At 64.2% G+C, this 23087-nt stretch carries 15 protein-coding genes and 2 pseudogenes; 11 read left to right on the forward strand and 6 right to left on the reverse strand.

The window, feature by feature from the left end; all coding sequences use genetic code 11:
- Positions 1-44: 44 nt before the first annotated feature.
- A complete protein-coding gene (locus M2351_RS27470; protein WP_264659227.1) occupies positions 45-1184 on the reverse strand; it encodes an IS110 family RNA-guided transposase in 1140 nt (379 codons plus the stop codon).
- A gap of 258 nt (positions 1185-1442) precedes the next feature.
- On the opposite strand from M2351_RS27470, the pseudogene M2351_RS27475 reads away from it, so the two are divergent.
- Positions 1443-2808: pseudogene (locus M2351_RS27475) on the forward strand (ISL3 family transposase).
- A 281-nt stretch (positions 2809-3089) separates the two neighbouring features.
- Here M2351_RS27475 and M2351_RS27480 read toward each other — a convergent pair.
- On the reverse strand, positions 3090-3641 hold the full coding sequence (locus tag M2351_RS27480) for an acyltransferase (RefSeq protein ID WP_264659228.1): 552 nt from the start codon (positions 3639-3641) through the stop codon (positions 3090-3092).
- 197 nt (positions 3642-3838) lie between these two features.
- On the opposite strand from M2351_RS27480, the pseudogene M2351_RS27485 reads away from it, so the two are divergent.
- From M2351_RS27485 to M2351_RS27495, 3 genes and pseudogenes are all read left to right on the forward strand, one after another.
- Positions 3839-4404, forward strand: a pseudogene (locus tag M2351_RS27485) (transposase); the annotation flags it as partial.
- A 295-nt stretch (positions 4405-4699) separates the two neighbouring features.
- Positions 4700-5599 carry a phytanoyl-CoA dioxygenase family protein gene (locus M2351_RS27490; RefSeq protein ID WP_264659229.1) on the forward strand — a complete coding sequence of 300 codons (900 nt, stop codon included), beginning with the start codon at positions 4700-4702 and terminating at the stop codon, positions 5597-5599.
- Between the two features lie 719 nt (positions 5600-6318).
- Entirely contained in the window at positions 6319-6987 is a 669-nt protein-coding gene (locus M2351_RS27495; RefSeq protein WP_264659230.1) for a PEP-CTERM sorting domain-containing protein, read from the forward strand.
- Positions 6988-7091: 104 nt separating this feature from the next.
- Here M2351_RS27495 and M2351_RS27500 read toward each other — a convergent pair whose 3' ends face one another.
- Entirely contained in the window at positions 7092-7796 is a 705-nt protein-coding gene (locus M2351_RS27500) for a YdcF family protein (RefSeq protein WP_264659231.1), read from the reverse strand.
- 19 nt (positions 7797-7815) lie between these two features.
- Positions 7816-9018, reverse strand: coding sequence for a glycosyltransferase family 4 protein (locus tag M2351_RS27505; RefSeq protein ID WP_264659232.1), 1203 nt, complete (start codon positions 9016-9018; stop codon positions 7816-7818).
- Between the two features lie 223 nt (positions 9019-9241).
- Between M2351_RS27505 and M2351_RS27510 the strand changes: the two genes are divergently transcribed.
- The 6 genes from M2351_RS27510 (at position 9242) to M2351_RS27535 (ending at position 18379) form a co-directional block, all read left to right on the forward strand.
- Complete coding sequence (locus tag M2351_RS27510) at positions 9242-10552, forward strand: glycosyltransferase family 4 protein (protein ID WP_264659233.1); 1311 nt, start codon at positions 9242-9244, stop codon at positions 10550-10552.
- Complete coding sequence (gene prsK, locus M2351_RS27515) at positions 10524-12743, forward strand: XrtA/PEP-CTERM system histidine kinase PrsK (protein ID WP_264659234.1); 2220 nt, start codon at positions 10524-10526, stop codon at positions 12741-12743. The genes M2351_RS27510 and prsK overlap by 29 nt, the downstream gene beginning before the upstream one ends.
- Positions 12685-14115 (forward strand): PEP-CTERM-box response regulator transcription factor, encoded by a 1431-nt coding sequence (prsR, locus tag M2351_RS27520; RefSeq protein WP_264659235.1) that lies wholly within the window; start codon positions 12685-12687, stop codon positions 14113-14115. Before prsK ends, prsR begins: the two co-directional genes overlap by 59 nt.
- Before the next feature lie 26 nt (positions 14116-14141).
- Positions 14142-16907: an XrtA/PEP-CTERM system TPR-repeat protein PrsT gene (gene prsT / locus M2351_RS27525; RefSeq protein ID WP_264659236.1), complete on the forward strand. Its 2766-nt coding sequence runs from the start codon at positions 14142-14144 to the stop codon at positions 16905-16907.
- Complete coding sequence (locus M2351_RS27530) at positions 16904-18088, forward strand: GNAT family N-acetyltransferase (protein ID WP_264659237.1); 1185 nt, start codon at positions 16904-16906, stop codon at positions 18086-18088. Before prsT ends, M2351_RS27530 begins: the two co-directional genes overlap by 4 nt.
- 144 nt (positions 18089-18232) lie before the next feature.
- Positions 18233-18379 (forward strand): hypothetical protein, encoded by a 147-nt coding sequence (locus M2351_RS27535; protein WP_264659238.1) that lies wholly within the window; start codon positions 18233-18235, stop codon positions 18377-18379.
- A gap of 78 nt (positions 18380-18457) precedes the next feature.
- Here M2351_RS27535 and M2351_RS27540 read toward each other — a convergent pair whose 3' ends face one another.
- The gene (locus tag M2351_RS27540; RefSeq protein WP_264659239.1) at positions 18458-19873 is read right to left on the reverse strand and encodes a transposase; all 1416 of its coding nucleotides are present in this window, start codon (positions 19871-19873) and stop codon (positions 18458-18460) included.
- 301 nt (positions 19874-20174) lie between these two features.
- Positions 20175-20543, reverse strand: coding sequence for a PAS domain-containing protein (locus tag M2351_RS27545; RefSeq protein WP_264659240.1), 369 nt, complete (start codon positions 20541-20543; stop codon positions 20175-20177).
- A gap of 981 nt (positions 20544-21524) precedes the next feature.
- Here M2351_RS27545 and M2351_RS45010 point away from each other — a divergent pair.
- Positions 21525-23051 carry a carbohydrate-binding domain-containing protein gene (locus tag M2351_RS45010; protein WP_319801933.1) on the forward strand — a complete coding sequence of 509 codons (1527 nt, stop codon included), beginning with the start codon at positions 21525-21527 and terminating at the stop codon, positions 23049-23051.
- Positions 23052-23087 lie beyond the last annotated feature (36 nt).

Consider the following 23087-nt stretch of genomic DNA (forward strand, 5'->3'; position numbering starts at 1 on the left):
AGCAAGCGCTTTTTTCAGGCGGCAAGCTTTGGCTCGAAGGGTTTTCAAGCCTTGGCAACGGCGTAGATGGCGACGAGGAGCTTTCGCATGGCGGCGACGAGGGCGAGCTTGGGCGGCTTTCCCTGCGCGCGCCGGCGGTCGTTGAAGGCTTTGAGCCAAGGGTTGCGTCGGACGGCGGTGAGGGTTGGCATCCACAAGGCGGTGCGCAGGCGGGCGTTGCCGATGGGGGTGATGCCGGCGCGGGTGGGGCGGCGCTTGCCGGACTGGCGCAGCGCCGGGATCACGCCGACATAGGCGGCCAGGGCCGCCGCACTGGCGAAGCGGGCGGGGTCGCCGAGTTCGGCGATGAGGCGGGCGGCGGTGCCGGGGCCGATGCCGTCGATGGAGGTCAGCAGCGTGCCGACCTCGTGCTCGTCGAGCAGGCGGGCGATGTCATCGTCACGCTCGGCCAAGCGGCGGCGCCGCAGGTCGAGATCCTGACCGATGTCGCGGACCTGGACGCGGTCGGCGGGGCCGTGGTGCTGGCCGACCGAGCGCTTGGCCGCGGCGATGAGCTGGTCAGCCAACTCGTTTCCGACGGCATGGCGGCCATCGTAGCGCAGCGTGGCGAGACGGCGGGGCGTGGCCTTGGCGACGGCTTCGGCGGTGGGGTATTCCGCCAGGATGGCGGTGGCCAGCATGCTGTCGAGGCTGCGGACGTAACGGCGCAATTCCGGGAAACCAAGGTCGACCAGCCGGTGGAGCTGGCGGACGCGGTCGTCGAAGTCCTGGCGCAGCCGGTCGCGATGGCGAACCAACTCCCGCAGCTCCTCGCTGGCCCGGCTTCCCAATCGGGTCGGCGACGGGCGTTTTTCCCGCCCAAAGCGGGCCAGGCCGACGGCGTCGATGGCATCGGTCTTGGTGCGCTCCAGGCTCTCGCCGTGGAAGCGGTGGGTGCGCAGCGGGTTGATCAGAGCGACGTCGTAGCCCTGGGCCGCCAGCACGGCGAACAGGGTCTTCCAATAATGCCCGGTCGCCTCCATGACCACCAGCGCCTCACCCGGCGGGGCCAGTGCGGCCAGCAACGCGCCATGGCCGGCGGCGTCTTCGGCAATCGGCTTGGGCTTGACCAGGACCGTGCCATCCTCGCCCAGTACGGCGAAGACGTGGGTTTCCGACGCGATGTCAATGCCGACACATTGCATGGCACTCCCCTCGCGGTTCGGCCGGAAGCCTCGGAGCCGGTGCTCGTGCCCCTGCTTGTCCATGCGCGGATGACCGCCCCGATCGGGGCGGTCATCCGCCCCCGCGTCACGACACCGCCGGATACCGTCCGGGCAAGAAGCACCGGGCGAGGGCGCCAATCTCATTCCCGAAGACAGCGCTTCGAGCACAACGCGGCGACCCTCTCCCGGCCATCAGGCCAACCATCCTCCCAGGAGACGGCCCGATGAGTGGAAGTCATACAAGCACATGGAAGGGACAATCTTCCCTTCAGAGCGCCAGTTTCCGTGTCGAAATCGCTGGTTTTGTTGCTCCCAGCCGGCCTTGTCGTCGATCGGGTTTCCCTTGAGGCGATGCGGGCCCCAAAGGCGACCTGTCCGCTGTGCCGTCGCCCCTCCGTGCGCGTCCACAGCCGGTACACCCGGCACTTGAGCGACCTGCCGTGGCCGGGCCGGGTCGGCGAAATCCATCTGCAGGTCCGCCGTTTCCGCTGCGCGCCGGCAGCGAGCCCGGCGCTCGGTTGGCCACCCGGCTCGCCATGCCGGTCAGCGGCGACACGCTGCTGCGCTTGATCCGCGCGGTGCCCGTAGTGCCGGCCCCGACGCCCGGATCATCGGGATCGATGACTGAGCGTGGCGCCGGGGCAAGCGCTACGGCACCATCGTTGTCGATCTCGAACGCAACGCCCCATTGATCTGCTGCCCGACCGTCAGGCCGATACTGCCGCGTGGCTCAAGGCGCACCCCGGCGTGGAGATCGTTGCCCGTGACCGGGCCGGCGCCTACGCCGTTGGCATTCGCCAGGGTGCGCCGGACGCGATCCAGGTCGCAGGCCGTTGGCATCTGTTGCGCAATCTCGGCGATGCGCTGGGCGAGGTGCTCACCGGTCACCAGCGCGACCTTCGGGCCGCCGCCCAACGGGCCGTTGCCCCGGCCGCCACCGACAGGCCGGCGCGGCCACCGGCTGCAAAAACTCGACCAGCAACCCACAGCGAGCGGCGGCGGGCGGCAACCCGGGCCGCCCGGCTCGCCCAATACGACGAGGTCGCCGCGCTGAACGCCCGCGGCTGGTCGCAGACGCGCATCGCCAGACGCTTGATCTCGACCGCAAGACGGGGCGGCTCTGGCTGTCAGTGCCGGACAACCGCCGTCCTGGAATCAGCCGGCCAAAGACAGTGTGCTCGCTCCGTTCAGCGACTACCTGTCCCGGCACGGGGACGAGGGTTGCCACAACGCCGCGCGGCTGTGGCGGGAGGCCCGCGTCCATGGTTTCGCCGGGCAGCGCAGCGTGGTGCGGGACTGGGCCCGCCCACGGCGTCAGGCAATCGCCGCGGCGCCATCCGGCGGGACGGCCTCCTGGCGAACACCCTCACGGCGGAGGGCGGCATGGCTGGTGGTGGCCGATGACGACGCGATCGAGGCGACCGAATGCGCCTTCGTTGCGGCCCTCAAGCGCGATCTGGCGGCGGTGTGCGCGGCGTTGTCGTTGCCCTGGAGCACCGGGCCGGTCGAGCAGCAGATCAGCAAACTGAACACGACCAAGCGCGCGATGAACGGCCGCGGCGACTTCGACCTGCGACGGCATCGCGTCCTCCAAGCCGCCTGATTGGAGCCACTCAAGCTGTGCCTGTGCACCGAGTTTGCGGATGGCCCAGCACTCACCCACCACTGACAACTTGGGCTCTGATGTATGATGCGACCATCCGGGACAAGGGGGAGCGGGAGCGCATGGGCGAGCTCCTCCAGCCAACGCCGGTCGGCCCGAGCGAGCTTCAGGTCAATGGCCCAGGAGAGACATCCATCCCCCGCAGCGCGCCAACGTCCCTTGTAGAACGTAACCCCCTGTTCGTTTCGCGCCACCAGGAAATAATCTTTCGGGGCAGACTCTTATAGGAACGAGACTCTCTCCTCGTCGCCCGCTTCAAATTCGAGGTTTATCTCTTCACCAACAATTCGTGCAGGGCAACCCCAAGCCTTTTTCCCTGACGGAATATTTCTGTTCACAAGAGACATTGCGCCAATAATTACCGAGTCGCCTATGGTGACTCCCATTTCTATGACGCTGTTCGGCCCGATGTAAACGCCGCTACCAATGGTCGTCGGCTTTTTTTCCATGTCGCGCTGCCCCATGGTGATGCATCGCTGGACCGTGTTGTGCGTATATATATGGACACCGGCAGAAATATCACAATGATCACCGATAATAAGACCGGCCGTGCCGTCGAGAACAACGCCAGGACCTATCCACGTGTTCTTACCAACTTTGACATCGCCCAAAATAAGGACGCCGTCGTAGCATGATGTTCCCTCGCCAAAGCCACATTCTTTGGCGTTTTCCCAGCGATCGGTGAGCAAATCACCGAAGGGCAACCGCCTCTGGAAATTTTTTATTTTCTTCCTTTGCAGAAAAGCTTGAAGCTTTTTGAGGTCGTGCAGCATCGCCCTGTCCCCTACCAGAATGCACACAGGGTAAGAGCCTTGGCAATTTTCGGAAATTCGAACAAACGCTCTAGCCGAAATTTCGTGGTAGAAGTCTTAGCCGCTTCCGGAAATGCGAACAAACGCGCTAGCCAAAATTTCACGAAATATCCTGGCCCGAGGGCCGAGGGCCCACCGGATTGCGCGACGGCTTCAACGCCGTCGCGGCGTTCAAAAAAGTTCCCCATCTTGCTGGTGCAGGTCGCGGCGCACGAGGCGGCTGGCAAGCCCATAGAGATCGGGTGGCAGGACGCGGCCGCGCCGGCCAGAAGAACACGATCGCCCGCCGCTGGGCGCGCCGCGGGATCAGCGCACGCGCTCGGCCTCTCTGTTCGGGGCGATCTGCCTGTCCCAGGACAAGGGCGCGGCTTTGGTGCTGCCGCGCTGCACGAGCGCGGCGATGGCGCTGCATCTGCAGGAGATCGTCTGCGCCGTAGCGCCTGGCGCGCATGCCATCGTGCTGCTCGATCATGCCGGCTGGCACACCTCGGCCAAGCTGCCGATCCTCGGCACCATCACCTTGCTGCCGTTGCCGCCGAAATCGCCCGAGCTGAACCCGGTGGAGAACATCTGGCAGGATATGCGCGACAACTGGCTCTCCAACCGGATTTTCGCCCCCGACCAGGACATCCTCGATCACGGCTGCTTCGCCTGGAACGCCCTCGTCGAGCAGCCCTGGACCATCTTATCCATCGGACTGCGCGACGGGGCTCATCGGTCATGATCCGCGAGTCTTGGTATTACGGCCCCGCCCCAATGTGAACATTGGCGCCTGCGGCCACCGCACCCTGGCTAGGCGAGCAGGAGCGGCGTCTTCCGCACCACGTCATATTGGTTCTACTCGAATCGTCACACGACTTTTTAGTCTAGTGTCGATCGCAAAAAACAATGGCTTAATGCGTTCGCTGGCAGCACCATGGGTGTAGTCGGATCGCTTTCCCAAACGCCATCATAAAGAAAAGCTGCTCCTGTAAGCCGCAGCAATCTGGTCTAAATATCAGACTTTGGATTGTCCCCACATGATAGAATACGCCAAGCTCACCCCAGGTGCCGGCTTTTCGCCAGTGAACGCCGCTCTGTATTACTCACAGCGGCTTGTTCAACAGCGGCGCATTCGAAGCGCCATAGCGAAAGCGATTGCGCGGTTTGTCAACGCTTTCCACCCCATGGAAGCGCATGGCAGCAAAAGTCAATCATACCCAACGAGCACTGTCGTCGATATAGAGCGGAATGGCTATGCTGTGATCAATCGGCTTGCAGACGACAAAGCACTTTTTGATATCGAACAATTTCTTCAAAAAAAAGAAGTCCTCGGGCCGGACGGCCAGCAATACTTTCTCTCAGACCTACCCAGCGGAACATGCGTCGCTCCGTACCCTTTGGAGACCGTTCTACGTTGTCCGCACGTTTTGGCTCTAGCAAACCATCCGATGGTGCTCAGCATTGCGAAGGCCTACTTGGGCTGCAAGCCGACGCTGTCGAGCATTGGCATCCGTTGGACGTTTCCAACGGAGCACCCTGGAACAGACGTGCAACGTTTCCATCGTGATGTCGATGACTGGCGGACGCTCAAGCTGTTTGTCTACCTTACGGATGTGGATGAGGAGTCAGGTCCACACACCTACGTTGCGGGCTCTCACCGCACGCCGGGCTCAATCTTCGCCCGTTCGTACAACCAAGCGGAACTTCTGCAGCAATATGGCCCAGACAGCTTGCGAAGCATTCTCGGCCCGCACGGCACAACCTTCCTCGCGGACGTGCACGGAATCCATTGCGGCGCGGTTCCGATCAACCGGCCGCGCCTCATGCTGCAAATCCAATATTCTCTTTTGCCGATCTATGCCTTCATGTACAGGCCCATGACCTTACCTGTGTCTGAAAATCTTGACATGTACATCAACCGACTGCTGCTTTGTTAGAGATTTTTCTGGCGTTTCAGGCCTTGCGGCCCAGTCTGGTTCCCAGGCTTTAATTCCAGGCCGGCGGTGAGCAGAGCGAGGGCTGCGCCCTGACTGCGTGTGGTACGGACGCGGCCATCGCAACGGGCTTCCGCTCAGACCGACTCTTTTTCCGGGACAACCTCGCAGCACGGGCACGATTGCGTGGCCGGTGCTTGCGGGGGCCACGACAGCAGCCCGCGAGCAGCCTCTTCCCCTTTCCAAGTGAGCCTCGCCAGGAATTCGCCCGGTGCGGTGGCACGGACCGCGCTCCATCTTGCGGTGGCGCTCCGTTGCCGACCATCAGACCGCGCATCGAACAGCAGGAGCGGCGGGAAGCACGATTGCGGCCGCCTTCCATCCGCCAACCGCTGCGCGGTTTGGATGGAGCACTGGCCATTGATTCGACAGAATACGCCGTTTAGGGCCGCCCGATGATCAACGGCGCCATCGCCCACCGCGACGGGCTGGCTCCCGATATGCGCAATGGGTAATTCGTAAGTAAAAATATTCCCATTCTTGCGTAGACTCACGCATCAGAATTGAAAATGGCGCCGGAAGCGCGTTTCAATAAACTTTACATTTCAAACCACCCCATAACGCCAAACGCTTGAGAAACAACAAATTTTTGGATTGGCATTGATATTGCTACTATTCCTTTCATCAGCAGCATTGCTGGAAAACTCTTTCTGGAGATAAAAATGACCAACAAGTTCGTCGCCGCTGCGGTTGGTGCGTTGGCTGTGATTGGGGTGGCGACGTCCGCCTCTGCAGGAGCTGTTAACTTTAATATTTCCAGCGGGTACTTCACAACCGGGTCGGGGTATGGCAACAGCAACGGCCAACTCGACGTGACATTCACAAATCTCTTCACCCAACCTCAGTCGTTCAGTCTTGATCTGAACCAAACCCAGTCATTTTTGTTTGGGCGAGCCACGCTGAACGAGACCTGCATTAACAATGGCTTCTTTGCGTGCGGCGCGTCTGATTTCCTCAACAGTGAACTTGATAACCTCGACGTTACTGCTAATTTCACGTTCACCAGCCCGGTTTCACAGTTGGTTCAATCTGTGGCAGTGACTGGCGCTTTTTCTGGCCCCGTGAATGGTGACACTCTGTTTGGAAAACCGGTTACCGACTACTATATCGACTTCAGCCCAGTGACGATTAGCTTTGGCACTGGAGGGGAGTTCGTTCTTGATGTTGGTGACATGTATTTCAACAGCACCGGCAGCATCACGAATGGTGCCAACGTTACTCTGACGGCGGTTCCTGTGCCGGAACCGGCCAGCCTCGCCGTGCTTGGCGCAGGCCTTCTTGGTCTTGGGTTCCTGCGTCGGCGCAAGGAAGACTCTGAAGCGGTGACCTAAACCCTCCTGAAAGACCTTGCACTGAACGGCGGTCCATTCGGATCGCCGTTTTGATATCACGGCACACTCCTCCGGAGGTGCGCACGTTAGAACCTGGCCGCGTATCAAAAGTTATGGCCGTAACGCAACGCGTACCAAAGACGGCCCAACCATTCATGCAATGCATAATATGACTGGGCAAGGCCGCGCGGGCTGGGGGTTAGGCTGTCTAAGCTGAGGGTGTCGCCGTAATGCGCAAAGGCCGTTGGTGCTGGAACGACCTCAAGCCCAGCTGCCTCGAAGGCTGCTTTAGCACGCGGCATGTGCCACGCGTGCGTCACCAAAAGCACCCGCCGCCAGCCGGCTGTCTGCAGAATTGCCGAAGATTGTTGCGCATTCTCTGCAGTCGTGCGCGAGTGCTCTTCCATAAGCACGGTAGGAATTTGGAAATCGTGTTTCAACACCTCGCCACCGATAGCGGCCAGTGATGGGGCGTGTCCATTGCCAAAGCCGCCGGACACCAGCACCGGCAATTTGGTACGACGCGCCAGAAAAGCGCCGTACCGCAGCCGCTCCAAATAGAGCGCGTCCGGCGCGACGCCGGCCTCGTACTCGGGGGCGTTCGGATTGCGGCCGGCGGAGAGGACGACGATGACATTCGCCCGCACCGCGCTAAGATCAGCGGCGGAGAGGGGGGGATCGCTCTGCAACGCGTCGATAAGCCGGAAAGACAGCGCTGGGACAGCGAGCAGCACAACCGTTGCCACCGCCGCGCCGGCGAACCATAAGCCGGGGCGACGGTATGGCTCGTTGCGCGCCGGATTGAGCATGGCAGGGCGGCGCGGTGGCTCAGGTCGGCAGATGGCTGGGTAGAGCGCCACCGGCAAACAGCCGGTCGTAGGTGGCAACCATGTGGTCCTCGTTGTAGACCGCCTCGACGCGCGCCCGATTGGCTTGCCCCAGCGCGCGGCGCAACGCCGGCGCCCCCAGAACCGTCTCCAAGGCCGCCGCCAGCGGCTGCTCGGCCTTCGGCACAATCAGCGCCTGGTTCGCCGCGGCCACCATCTCGCGCACATCGCCGACGTCGGTGGAGACCACGGGCAGCCCGGCGGCCATTCCTTCCAAGACACTGAGCGGCATCTGCTCGGTGTCCGAAGACAAAGCGAGGACGTCGCACCCGACCAGCAGGCGCATGGGGTCGGCAACGTGCCCGGTGAAGACAACGCGCTCCGCCACCGCCAACTCACCCGCCAAACGCTCCAAATGCGGCCGCTCCGGGCCATCCCCAATCACGCGCAACCATGGCCGCCGCTGCGGCGGAAGAAGGGCGAGAGCGCGGACCAAGCGGGCGACGTTCTTTTCCGCCCGCAAGGCACCAACGTAGCCAACAGTCAGTTCTGAGAGCGGGGCGTCACGCACGGTGACGGGCGTCACCGCGCCGGCGTCGATGCCGTTGGGGATGTGAAGCACGCGCGGCGTCGGCAGCCGCCAAACGCCGGTGGCGATGGACCACAGCGCGCGGGATGGCACCACAACGCGTGCGCCGCCCAGAGCCAGCCGGCGCATCCAAACGCGGCGGCGGATTTGGCGGCCATCGGCCTCCTCCGGGCCAAACCCGTCTTCGAAATGGATCGAGGGGCAGAGCGGCGCCAAACGGTTGGCGAGCGGCCATTCGACGGCACCCCAATTGTAGCTCAGCAGCAAATCGGGGCGCAGGCGGCTCAGCACGCGCCGTGCGATGGCCAGATTGGCCGCCACGCCGGTCTTGCCGGGGCGCATCTCCAGATCGAGGAAGCCGACGTCAAGCTCCGGCGCCAGCAGGCTGGCGCTGTCGCGGCGGTGATCGAGCGCCAAAATCCGGTGCCGGTAACGAGGGCCGAGGCGGTTGGCGAGCCGCACAAAGCGCACCGCCGCACCGCCGCTGCCGAAGCTGGAGAAGATGTGCAGCAGGGTGCGCGGGGCGCCATCTCCGCCGCTTCCGCTTTCGATGGCGGTCGGCCCGCGGCCGGTTACCCCGTGCCTTACTCCATTCCCGACCACCGTCATGGCCATGCCCGGATCTCCGCACGCATCACGTCCGATCGAGCATTACCGCAGATAATCTTCCGGGGGGATGGCGTCATCCGGCGTACTATTTTCGGGTACATCCGGTTGCCAGAAGAGGCAAAGAACATTGCTCAAATAAGGGTTACCTTTAGCCCAGAAGCATCAGGGTTCTTCGCCCCCATCGCAGCGCACCGACCACGCGATGGAAACCAGGCGCTGAGGAGCATCCATGACGAACGACACATCGGCCCGGTCTTTGGCAGACCGGTCTTCGGCAACGGGCCGTCCTTTGCGCGTTTTAACCATCACCACGCTGTATCCCAACGCCGTCACGCCCAGCCATGGTGTCTTCGTCGAGAACCGCCTGCGGGCGCTGGCCGCCAGCGGGGCGGTGGACCTAAAGGTGGTGGCCCCGGTCCCCTGGTTTCCCTCGGCCAACCCTCTGTTTGGCCATTATGCGACGCACGCCCGCGTGCCCGCGGCGGAGATCCGGCACGGCATTGCGGTCAGCCACCCGCGCTATCCGGCAATCCCGCGGGTTGGGATGACCGTGGCCCCATCTTTGCTTTATGCCGCGCTGCGGCGCGCGCTCAAGCGGACCCCGCCAGGGCCGATCGATTTGATCGATGCTCATTACGTCTATCCGGACGGTGTGGCGGCGGCGATGCTGGGGCGCAAACTCGGCGTTCCGGTGGTCATCACCGCGCGTGGCACCGACGTCAACCTGATCCCGCGCCACGCTCTGCCGCGCCGGCAGATCCAATGGGCGGCGCGGCAGGCGGCGGGGCTGATCACCGTGTGCAGCGCTCTGAAGGACGCCCTGATCGATTTGGAGGTGGAGCCCGGCAAGATTCGCGTCATCCGCAACGGCGTGGATTTGCGGACCTTCCATCCGGCCCCGGAACCGGACGGCCGCGACGCGGCCCGCAACCGTTTCGGCGTGCGGCGCAAGCTGCTGCTGTCGGTCGGCCAGCTGATCGAGCGCAAGGGGCACCGCTACGCCATTGAGGCGCTGACCCGGCTGCCGGACTGGGAGCTGATCATCGCTGGCCATGGCCCCGACCACGCCATGCTGACCACCCTTGCCGAGCGGCTGGGCGTTGGCGAACGCGTGCGGTTGCTTGGCGCGGTGTCGCACGATGCCCTACCGGCCCTGTACACCGCCGCCGATGCGCTGGTCCTGGCTTCCAGCCGTGAGGGCTGGGCCAACGTCCTTCTGGAGGCCATGGCCTGCGGCACGCCGGTGATCGCCACCGCGGTCTGGGGAACGCCTGAGGTCGTCAGTGGCCCCGAGGCCGGCGTGTTGATGCGCGACCGCTCGGCCGACGCGGTGGTCGAGGCGCTCGAGCAGCTTGCGCAAACGCATCCGGGTCGTGCCGCCACGCGCGCTTATGCCGAGCGCTTCTCCTGGGACCAGACGACGCGCGACCAGATTGACCTGTTCACCCGAATTGTTCAGGCGGGAGAAACACCGGGGACAGGAGCGCGAACCCCATGGCCAGGGCAGGGGGATGCTGCCGACGCCGCATCGACCGGCTGACGGCACCATCATGGACTTCGGCGACGTCATCGCGTTCCTGGTCTATGCTTTGCTGATGCTCGCAACGGCAACGGGCGGCATCAGGGGAACCGGCTGGCTTTTCACCACGGCCGTGGTCGGCGGGGTTTGGGCGGCGGCGGCGGCTTTGATGCCGTTGCTCGGAGAGCCGGCTTTGTGGATCACGCTGCTGGCCGATCCGTTGCGCATGGCCGGCTGGACACTTGTGCTGCTGTCTCTGTTGTGGCGGCTGCACGACACCAGAGGGCGCGCGCGTTATTGGCACCCGCTGGTGCTGGCCGTGGCTGTCCTCACCATGGCGCAGGTGGCGATCCAGGTGGCGGGGCAGATGATCTCCACCAATCTTCCCGCCGCCACTGTATCCTCGGCCGACTTGACGATCGCTGATTTGGCCGTTAGCCGGCTGGCTGGCATCAAGGTGGACGTCATGATCCGTCTTGTGCTGGACGTCATCGGGCTGCTGATCGTGGACAACGTGTTCCGCCAGTCCGGCGAAGCCGTGCGGTGGGCCTGCAAGCACCTGCTGATTGGTGTTGGGGGCATTCTTTGCTACGACCTGTTCTTTTCCGCCCAGGTGTTGATGTTGCCCGCCGTGGACCCCGTGCTGTGGACGGCGCGACCGTTGGTGGATGGGGCGTCGGTGCCGTTGGTCCTGGTGTCACTGCCGCGCCTGAAGCGACAGGGCGTGACCGGGCGCGCGGCCGCCAGCCCGGCGCTGATCGTTCATTCCACCATGCTCCTCGGCAGCGGCGTCTACCTGATGTGCATGGCCGTGTTCGGCTATCTGCTGCGGGAGACTGGTCTGGCCTGGGGACCGGCGTTGCAAGTTGCGCTGCTGTTCGGTGCCCTGCTGCTGCTGGCAACGGTCCTGGCGTCCCGTCAGGTGCGGGTGTGGCTGCGGCTGACCATTTGCCGCAATTACCTGCCGCTGATGCACGATTACCGCCGCGAATGGCTGCGCTTCATCGCCACGATGAGCGCCTCCTCCGCGGACCGTGATGACCTCCATGAACGGGCCATCCGCGCCGTCGCCGACATTTTCGAATGCACCTCCGGCGCCCTGTTCCTGCGCAGTCGCGGCGATGTGTTCGCGTTGGTCCAGCGCTGGAACTGGCCGAGCGCGGCCGGCATGGTCTCGCTGCCCGAAGCGGTGGCCGCGCGGGTGAAGGGCGAGTGCAAAGCTCTGGAGGTGTCGGCCCTGAGCGGTGACGGGGTGCCGCATTTGGAAGCCGTGGATCGGCCTTGGCTGGTGGTGCCGCTGGCCGTCGGGGAGACGGTTCTGGGGGCCGTGTTGCTCGGCCGCCCGCGTGTGCCGCGCCGCCTCACCTGGGAAGACGAGGAGCTTCTGGCGGTGCTGTGCGTGCAGCTTGGCGGCTACATCGCCGAGCAGCAGACGACTCAGGCCCTCGGCGAGGCGCGCCGGTTTGAGCAGGTCACCAAGGGCGTCACGTTCATCGCCCACGATCTGAAGAACTTGGTCAGCCAGTTGCACCTGATCACACAACAGGCCGACCAGCACGCCGATGACCCGGAATTCCGCCGCGACCTGATCGCCATCGTTCGGCACAGCGCTGAGAAGATGCAGCGGATGCTGCAACGGTTGAATGAGCAGCGCAGTGGAACTGGTCGGGCAGCCGAACCGGTGGACCTTGCGGCCCTCGTGCGCGGCACCATCGACATCAAGCGGGCGCTGTTCCCCACCGTGACCATCACTGGCCTGGACGCGGGCCTGCCCGTTGCTGTGGAGCCGTTGGGCTTCTCCGCGGTTCTGGAGAACCTGGTGCAGAACGCGTTCGAGGCGGCGGGACCGACCGTGCCGGTGCGCATCCGCTGCGCGCGCGCCGGCGACCACGCTCTTCTGGAGATCCGCGACGATGGCCCGGGCATGAGCGACACCTTTGTCCGCAGCCGTCTGGCCACGCCGTTCCAGTCCGGCAAGCTCGGCGGCTACGGTATTGGGCTGTATCAGAGCCGTGACCTGGTGGAGCAAGCCGGCGGCCGCCTCATCATCGACAGCCGGCCGGGCGCCGGCACGACGATCCGGATCGAACTGCCGCTCGCTTGCGACGCTTCCCTCTCCTTGTCCTCTGCCGCAACCACCCAAGAGACGATCCATGACCAACAGCTGCGATCCGACGAGCGCCGAACCCGGAGTGTTGCTGATCGTCGATGACGATCCGGGCATCGTCACCGGCCTGCGTTGGCTGTTCAAGCCGTACCGGGTGGTGACCGCGCACTGCCGCGCCGCGGCGCTGGAGATGGTCGAGCGGCACAAGCCGGCCGTGGTGACGCTCGACCTCGGCCTGCCCCCCGATCCCGATGGCGCCACAGAAGGGCTGCGCACACTGGAGGAAATCCTGGCCCGCGCGCCAGAAACCAAGGTCATCATGGTGTCCGGCAACGGGGACCGCGCCAACGCCATAGCCGCCGTGGGCATGGGGGCCTACGATTTTTATCAGAAGCCCATCGAAAGCGAAACGCTGTCGCTGATCGTGCAACGGGCCTTCCACGTCCATCGGCTGGAAGAGGAAAACCGCGCGCTGCGCGCCGTCAGCCGCTCCGGTCTGTCCGGGATCGTGACGGCGAGCGCCGCCATGCGCCAGGCTTGCCGCACGGTGGAGAAGGTGGCCCCCACCGACGTCAACGTGCTTCTCCTGGGCGAGAGCGGCACCGGCAAGGAGCTGTTCGCCCGCGCCACGCACGAACTGAGCCGGCGCACGCGCAAACCCTTCATTGCGCTGAACTGTGCGGCCATTCCCGAGACTCTGCTGGAATCGGAGCTGTTCGGTCACGAGAGGGGCGCTTTCACCGGCGCGGTCCGGCAGGTCAAGGGCAAGGTCGAGCTGGCCAGCGGCGGCACCTTGTTCCTGGACGAGATCGGGGATATGCCGGCGTCGATCCAGGCAAAGTTGCTGCGCTTCCTTCAGGATCGGCGGATCGAGCGGCTGGGAGGGCGCGAGTCCATCGCGGTGGACGTGCGCGTCATCTCCGCCACCAATCGCGACCTGGAGGCGGCCATCAAACAGGGGCAGTTCCGAGAGGACCTGTATTTCCGTTTGCTGGGCATCGGCGTGCACATCCCGCCCCTGCGCGAGCGCGACGACGACCCGATCGTGCTCGCCAACTACTTCACCGAGCGGTTTTGCCGCGAACAGGGCCGCCCGCGCCTGCGCTTTACGCCGGATGCCGTCGCGGCGTTGCGCCGCCACGCCTGGCCCGGCAACGTACGAGAGTTGGAAAACCGCATGCAGCGGGCCGTCGTCCTCGCCGACGGCACCGGCATCACCGCCGAAGATTTGGGCCTCGCCATGGCGCCCACGGCCGAGTCAGGGCCGCGCACGCTGCGCGCGGCGCGCGACGCGGCGGAGCGCGCGGCACTCCAGGATGCCCTGCTGATGGCGCGCGGCAATCTATCGGAAGCGGCCAAGCTCTTGGGGATCAGCCGCCCGACCATTTACAGCCTGCTCAAGGAGCACGGCGTCGACCAGGCCGACGCGGAGGCTCCCAAGGACGCCACCCGAGTCACCCAAGGAGCTGCAGCATGAAGCACACCTCACTGGCGCGGGCCGGCTTGGGGGCCGCCCTGATCGCCTTGGCCGCCGCGGGGGATCCCGGCGCTGCTCACGCCGCGCGCGACACAGCGGCGGAGAAGTTCTTCATCGACGCCGGAAGCCAGCTGAAGGAAGGCAACGTCAACGCCGCTGTCATCCAACTTCGCAACGCGCTGCAGCGCGACCCTGACTTCGCGGAGGCGCGCGAGCTGCTGGGCGAGCTGGGCGTGCGGCAGGGCGATTTGGCGACCGCCGAGAAGGAACTGCGCCGCGCCCTGGAACTGCGGCGCACCGAGCGCACGGAGATTGCGCTTGGCCGTGTGCTGGTCCGCGAGGGCAAGCTGGAGGAGGCGTTGACCGTCGTCGGCATGGACGCCTCCACGGACGCTCTGCGGGGCGGGAAGCTGACCGTGCGCGCCCAAGCCCTGGTCGGGCTGAAGCGCGTGGACGAGGCTGAGCCGATGCTGACAGAAGCGATCCGGCTGGCCCCAAACGCTGACACCTATCTGGAAACCGCGCGCGTGGACCTTCTGCGCGACCGCCGGGACGCTGCCGCCAAGCACCTGGACATGGCGCTGGCCAGCGATTCCAGCTTGGCCGACGCCTGGTTGCTGAAGAGCGACCTGCTGTTCCGAAGTGGTGATGTTCCCGGCGGGCTTGGCGTTCTGGAGGAGGGCGGCAAGGCGGCCCCCAAAGACGCGCGCCTGCCGCTGGTTCGTGCCATGATGCTGATCCAGACCGGTCGGCAAGACGAGGCCGACGGTGACGTGCAGCGTGTCGTCGCCCTCGCGCCCAAGAGCCCCCTGACGGCTCTTTTGCAGGCGGCGCGGGCCTTCTCCCGGGGCAACCTCGAGGAGGCCGAGCGCTTGTATGGCTCGGCCGAGAGCCAGTTGCGGGGCAATGCCCACGCGGAGCTGATCGGCGGCTTGATCAAGGCGCAGCGCGGCCAAACCGCGCAGGCGGAAATCCTGCTGTCGCGCTTCATCAGCTCCAACCCGTGGCGTCAGGACATTCGCCGGCTCGTCGCCACGCTCCGGCTCACGATCGGCAATTACCAGGGGGCCATCGACCTGCTGACCGCCATGCTGGAGGTGGCACCGGACGACGCTGCGCTGCGGCGGCAACTCGCGAGCGCTTATTTGCAAGCCGGTGACCACGGCAAAGCCGCCACCGAGTTCCGATCTCTGACGCAACGGCCAGGCCAATTGGCGACGGAAGCGCGCCAGGCATTGTCGGTGCTGGAATTCGCATCGGTGTCCGGGACGGCGTCTTCCGACGGTGACAAGACCGTTCCCAACGCACTCGACACGCTGCTGGTCAATGACCTGCTGGTCTCGCACCACTACAAGGCGGCGTTGGAGAAAGCCCGCGCTCTGACCACCGCAGCGCCCGACAGCGCCGAGGCCGTCACTCTGCTGGCCTCGGTTCAGATGGCGCAGGGTGACGTGTCGGCGGCGGTCGAGAGCTTTAAGCGCGCGTTCCAGCTCTCGCCCGGTTCACCGCCGGCTACCTCCAATCTGGTCCGCGCCTATGTCCGCTTGGGCAAGCCCGGTGAAGCGGAAGCCTTTCTGAAGGAGCGGCTCGCCGCCGATCCGGACGTGAGGGCCCCAAACACGGAGATGATGGTTCGGCTTTACACCCAATTCCTGGTGGACCAGGGCCGGAGAGCGGAGGCCATCACCCAGCTTGAGCGTGCGGTCGCGGGCCCCACCGGAACCGCCACCACGACCCGCGATCTGTCGATCATCCTCGCCACCCAGTATCTGGCCGACAACCGCAAGATTGACGCCATCGCCCTGCTGGACGGGGTGCGGGCGCGCTACCCGCGCGATGCGGCGGCGCTGGACATGGTTGTGCGCGGCTTAGCCGAGGCCGGGGCTGAAGAGCGCGCGTTGGACGCAGCGCGGGCCTGGAGCGCCCTCGATGGCACCGACCTCCGGTCTCGTCTGTTGCTCGCCCGTCTGGCTGCCCGCCTGAAACGGACGGACGAGGCGCGCGCTGCATTCGCCGATGTGCTGCGTGTCGATGCGAAAAACGCGCCGGCGGCGAGGGGCCTTGTCGAACTGGAACTGAAAGCCGGTCGGGCGGAAGAGGCTCTGGCGGTGGCCCGGCGCATGGCGCTGGCCGCTCCGGTCACCGCGGCAATTCTGGAAGCAGAGGTTCTGGCTTCCACCGGCAAGCGCAAGGAGGCGGCCGCCTTTCTGAGCCAGGCCTTGGCGCGGACGCCCGATCCCGCGCTGCAGCTGGCCCGCTTCAACGTGCGCCGGGCCGATGGTGATCTGGTCCAGGGGAGGGCCGAGCTGACCGACTGGCTGAAGGTGCGGCCGGCCGACGCCCCGGTGCGCACCGCCCTCGCCGAACAGGCAATCGCTGAGGGCGACTTCCGGACGGCCGTGACTCATTACGAGCAATTGGTCCGTCAAGCGCCGGACGAGGCGATGCTCCTCAACAACTTGGCGTGGGCGAAATTCAAGCTGAAGGATCCCGACGCTCAAAGCGTGGCGCGCCAAGCCTTGGCGCTCGCGCCCACGTCGGTCGACATCACCGACACCGCGGGCTGGATCATCGCCAACTCTGGCAAGCTGGACGAGGGGCTGGACCTGTTGCGCCGCGCCGCCATGGCTGCACCAAAGCGGCCGGAAATCCAGTACCATCTGGCCACCGCTCTGGAAATGGCAGGGAGGAAGGGAGAGGCGCGTACGGTGCTGAAAGCCATTCTGGCCTCGGAAACGCCCTTTGCCGAACGGGATGAGGCGCGCGTTCTGCTGGCCAAAATCGGAGATTGACCCTGCTTCCCACACCTTTTGAGCCGGCACCGGGCGTTTTCACCCTGTCCACTCTGGACACGGTGCGGCCGGAACGCGTTGAGCCAACCATCACCCCCTTGCGGGATGTCGCGGCCCTGGAACGCGAATGGCGCGACTTGGAGGAACGGGCGAACGGCTCGTTCTTTCTGTCGTGGCTGTGGATCGGGACGTGGCTGGAAGGCTTGCCAACCGACACCACACCGCTGGTCCTACGGGGTGCGGTGGGTGGGCGAACCGTTGCGCTGGGCCTGTTCCTGCCGAAGCGAGGGGGAGGGCTGGCGGGCCGCCAGCTCTTCCTGCATGAAACGGGCGACACCGGATACGATGGCCTAACCATCGAATACAACGGCCTCCTCACCGACCGTCACTGGACTGGAGCGGCGTTGAGCACGTGCTTGTCCTGCTTGCTGCGCTGGATCGGTCCAGCGCGGGCGGTGCGGCTATCCAACTTGACCGAACCGATGGCCCGCGCCATGAGCGCCGCCACCGTTGGTGTTGGGGGTGGTGCGGTGACGCGCCGGACGGTGGTCGTCTACCAGGTTGATCTTCGCCCGTTCTGGCACGGCGCCGGACCGGCCTACCTGGCGACGCTTGGCACCAACACGCGTGCCGCCCTACGGCGGTCGCTGCGGCTGTACGCCGAGCGGGGCGCGCCAACTCTATACGAGGCCCAAACCGTCGCGGAGGCGATGGCTTTCTACGAAGCGCTGAAGGCGTGGCACACTGCCCGCTGGGTCGCGCGTGGCTGGCCAGGCGCCTTCACCATGCCGGCGATAGACGCTTTCCATCGGCGCCTGATCGCCCGAGGCGTGCCCACAGGTGCTGTGCGCCTGTGCCGTGTCTCAGCCGGAACAGAGATTATCGGCTATCTTTACAACTTCGCTTGGAAGGGCCGGGTATACAATTACCAAAGCGGCTTCCACTTCCCCACCGACAATCGCCTAAAGCCAGGCATGGTCAGCCACTATCTGGCCATTGAGAACGCGCTTGCCCGTGGCGACACGCTCTACGACTTTATGGCTGGCGAGAGCAGCCATAAGCCCCGCCTTGCCCAGCCCACGGACGCCATGGTTGATCTCCTTCTTCTGCCGAGGGCCTATCTTGCTCGCGCGGTCGAGCTCGTGCGGTACGTCAAAGCCGTTCTGCTGACGAGAAAGTGACACCCCCGCGCACGCGTGTCCGGCGCCTCCGTAACAGTGAAATCGGGGCACCTCTATCTGCCTTCCTCATTTGTTCCGTGAACAACAGGTCTGGCTGGCGCATTTACCGTAGTGACGGCATGCGTCCCCAGGAGCTATCCCTTGATGAATGATCTTGCGGCCAGGATTGTGACCAGCGACGCCTCCCGATCATCGGAGCCGCTGCGAGCGCCGACCTGCGTCACCGTCATCGTGGCCCTCAGCGTAACGCTGTGGGGGATGGTGTTCCTGTGCATTTTGGGGCTGTCCTAACGAATCCAATTCGTTCAGCCAATCTCCTGCTGGAGGCCGCGTTTTCAGCCTGATCTTTCCCAACGTATATTCTGAGCGTCACCGACGCCCCCTCAGGAAATCCCTAGCAGCCCGTCGATTTACCGACCTTAGATTGAGAAAGTACCGAGGAAGGCCGCCACGATCTGGACTGGTTCGTCGGAGCGCGTGGCGTCTGGTGCTTGGATGAGCAGAATCGCGCAGATCGCACACCCACCGGCCCAAGACTCGCGAAGGATGAGCCAAAAGGCCATTGTCGCCTGCCGTGGCGTGCCAACCCCGAAGCGGCGCCGGATCACCAATCCGAGATTGTCGGCGGCGACCTGAAGCGAGTAGCGTTTTTCCACGTTGGCCACACCGCGCAGCCAGGTCCGGCGCAGACCGCCGATGTCCAGGATGAGCGCGAAGCTGCGCTCCACCTTCTCGGCGCGCAGCTTGAAGGCGTGGTGGGCGACGCCGCTCAGCAGCCGGGCGCGATTGTTGTAGACGGCGCGCCGTGTCGCCATGCCAGCGGGCAAAGTCCGTGCTCCGCTTCTCCGCGATCCGGCTTTTCCAGGCGCTGTCCTCCAGCCCTTTGAGCACCTCGCGCGAATGGTAGCCTTTGTCGGCCACGACCTCGCTTGGCCGCTTCGGACTGGGCGCGGCGTCGAGCAGGCCGAGCATGACTTCGGCCTGCTCCAGCGTGCCCGCCAGTGTGCGCGTGTCGCCGTGGTCGGCGGCATGGATCTTGGCCGCGACGATCACCCCGCTGTCGAGATCGACCGCATGCTCCGGCTTGTAAGCGAGGTGCGTGGTGCCGTCCTTCATCTTGGCGATGCGGGCCTCAGGGTCGGTCGGCGACGCCCAGTCGGCGTTGGACAGGCACTTGCCCTTGCGGGTGCGATCGAGGCGGATGAGGTCCTCCGTCGTCGGCGTCGCGATGCCGCTCTCCCGGGCCAGGCGCTCCAGCATCCGCCGGTAATCCTCACCGGTGTCGCGGCGCACCAGACGGCGCAGCGCGGCGTTGGCTGCTTGGGTGGAGGCGTCGATGCCCAGCCGCTTGCCTTTCATCAGATCGTGCTTGTCGGCGATCTCCAGGATGAGGCCGAAGACGGCATGATGGATCTCCAGCGGCAGGCGCGAGCGCGTCAGGCTCAGCGTCGTATGGTCGGGCGCCGCCTCGTCCGTGCCCAGCCGCAAGAAGCGGTGCAGCGACAGTGAGGCGGCGCAACGCCAGGCGATCTCGCGTTCCGACGCCAGCCCCTCGAACTGGCCAACGAAGAGCATGCGGAAGTAGCGCCCGGGCGGGATCGACGGGCGGCCGACCCCGTCGGCGTAGTAGGGCTGGCAGAGCATCTCGACCGTTTCGTCGAACTCCGCCGCCGCCAGCACCTCGTTGCAGTGATCGTAGAAAGCATGCCGCGGAGCGAGCGCCACCGCCAAGCGGCTGCCCGTCCCACCGGAGGTCCGGCGATTGCTCAATCGCCCCATCGCCATGCCGCGCCTCCCCATCCACACACGACAGACGGGTAACGCTTCAGCCAAGCTTCAGTTTCTCAACGGACTGCTAGACACACGCCCGAAATCCGCCCGCCGGAAGCTGCCGAAAAATCAGCGGAATCAAAAGTGTCTGTCCAGACCACGAACTCACGTCGGGCGTTGGATCAATCCTCTTTCGTCCTCCATCCCTCGCATCTGGGAGCGGCGGTCACGAAGCGGGACCTATGTCATGGGCAGGGCAGCAGAGGTCGATGCGGTCTTTTTAGATCGCAAGAGCACTAAGCAATCCAGATTTCTCTTATTCATGAAAATGATTTTCTTTCATTGCGACCCCACCGATGTTTTCTGCGCCCAGAAATTCCAAAACAATCGCCCAATGCATTGCAGGAATTCTAAAGTTACTCAATGGGATACTCCTCGTGAGAAGCCAGTGGTATGTCCCATCATACTTCCTATATCGGTAAAATTCTTCATACACATTCTTGTATAAAACGGATTTGCGCCATTGCGTCTTGGCGAGAAGTCTATCCCTTGGATGGACTCCCCATAACCAGCCATCGCCAAGAAAGTCCGCTTGTTTCAGCCCAGAAAATTGTTCAGCCTTGGGATCGGCGAATACAATACTTCCATTTATGTCTGCGACGAGAATGATCCTAAATGGCTCCATTGGCACCTCCATCAAAAGACGCGCTCAGCGGGAGCGATGGTTGGGACGATATGTGTGCGGCATTTATTTGTACGCGAATAGCTGGCAACGCCAATTACGTCGGATATGATTGGCCATTCTCCTGAAAAATGTAATATTCCGATTATGAGTACTCCTTTTCGGCGCCCTGACCTCGTCGTGAACACTGCCCCGTCTGCAGTGGGTGCCGGTGGAACGAAGAAATTTGACCCAAGTCTGTCAAGGTGGCGCATGCGGACCACGAGTCCGGCACGTGATCCAATGGGCACGGCTGGTCGCCCTACCGATGGCCCGCCGGCTTCGCACCCCAAGGGCGCCAAGAGACCGCCCACATACTGGCGCGCCCCTCAGGTTAGCGTGCCTTTACGCGATTGAACCGTCGGGCACGCCGCTGCGCCAAATGGTCCAAACGGCACACCGCTCCGCTGCCTTCGCCCGTGTCGGTGCCGTTGGCATCCGCCACGGTCACCGGCTCATACGTTCGCATTCTAATAATTCTGCCCGTAGTAATAGCATCACTTGAATGCCGAATCGCACCAATGGGCAATCTCATATCACGATTATTGGAATAGACACGCTGCAGCGTTTTTGGGAATCTCCAGTCACAAGGCCGCAGGTCGCTCGTGAGGAGAATTTCGCATCCATCGATTTCCAAAGATCGTAATGTTTATGGATCCCTTGATCTCATGGCCGTCTCAGCATTGGGCGGCCATTTTCTTTCGGTATAAGAGGCTAGCTACGCCAAGAAAATTAGCATACAAACTATTGCGATGAGCCGCCGATGGGCTCACTGCGTCTCCACCTACCGTTGCGCCACGACACGCGGCAAGCTTCCGCGCGCACAGTATAATAAAAATTTATTAAATTTTATCATTGATTTGACTCTCATGCTTTTCCCGTGTGGGACCTAACGTGCGGCCGTTCGAAGGAATGTCACTAGTCTGAAGTGAGCATAGGAAAGCCATGAGCACTCTCACTGTCGGTTCCGGCAAGATGTACAGCCGGCTGAGCGACGCGATCGCCGCCTCCAAGGACGGCGACGTGATCCAGGTGCAGGCGGGCACCTACACCAACGATACGGCGACCATCAATCACAAACTGACCATCCAAGGCGTGGGTGGCATGGCGCACCTGCAGACGACGGGGAACATTGCCAACGGCAAAGGCATCCTGGTCGCCAACGCCGACCTGACGCTCGACCACATCGAGTTTTCTGGCGCCGCGGTGGCCGACGCCAACGGAGCGGGAGTCCGCTATCAGGCGGGCAATTTGTCGATCCAGAACTCCTATTTCCACGACAACCAGAACGGCATTCTGGCCAATCCGTCGGCCACCGGCACCATCACCATCAACGGGTCGGAGTTCGCCCACAACGGCAGCGGCTCGGGATACACGCACGGCATCTACGTCGGTGACATCGCGCGGCTGACGGTGACCAACTCCTACTTCCACGACACCGCGGTCGGCCACCACATCAAGAGCCGCGCCGAGGTCACCGACATCCAGAACAACCGCATCGTCGACGGCGACGGTGGCACCGCCAGCTACAGCATCGACGTGCCGAACGGCGGCGCCACCACGATCCGCGGCAACACCATCGTGCAGAGCGCCACGAGTCAGAACCCCGCGATCATCGCCTACGGCGAGGAAGGCGGCCTGCATGGCAACAGCACGCTCTCGGTGACCGGCAACACCATCGAAAACTTCCATTCCGGCGCCACCGGCGTGATGAACGCCAGCGGCGTGTCGGCGGTGGTCTCCGGCAACAGCACCTACAATCTGGGCACGCTGCTGTCGGGGCCCGGAAGCGTGTCGGGCACCAGCACCCTGAGCCAGCCGGTGACGCTCGACAGCTCCAGCCCGTGGCAATCCTCGTCGCTCGGCCATGCGGCCACGACAATCACGGTAAACGCCTCGGGCAGCCCGGCAGGCGGGGTGAACGCGCATTTCAAGCTTCTGGTGGACGGCCAGAAGATCGGCGAGGCGACCGTCGGCACGGCGTCGAAGGACTTCAGCTTCGCGACGAACCTGACGGCCGACCAGGCGCACAAGGTCCAAGTGCAGTACGACAACGACACGGTCATCAACGGCCAGGACCGCTCGCTCTATGTCAACAAGGTGACGATCAACGGCCACGCCGTGTCCCCGACCGACGGCATCGTCACCTACGACAAGGGTGCCTTGGACGGCAAGGACGTGGTCAAGGGCCAGTCCGGCCTGTGGTGGAACGGCACGCTTGTTGTCAGCGCCGACAAGAGCTTCTTCCCCGCCACGACCGCCACCGCGACGGCCCTTTCCCTCGACGGGCAGCAGGATGTCTATCAGCACCTGCTGGCGCGGCCGGCCGCCTCCGGTCATGCGGCGGAGATCGCCTTCGGCCCTACAGAGGACGTCCTGCCCCACACCGTTGCCCACACCCTCGCCCATACGTTGGACCTCGGCCACACAGACGTGGCGCTGACGCACCACGACTGGGCGGTAGTGGGCTGACCGGCCTTCCCGAAACGACGAGCGGTGGCTCTGCCG

Origin of the sequence: Azospirillum canadense, from assembly GCF_025961225.1 — a bacterium.
Lineage (GTDB): Bacteria > Pseudomonadota > Alphaproteobacteria > Azospirillales > Azospirillaceae > Azospirillum > Azospirillum canadense.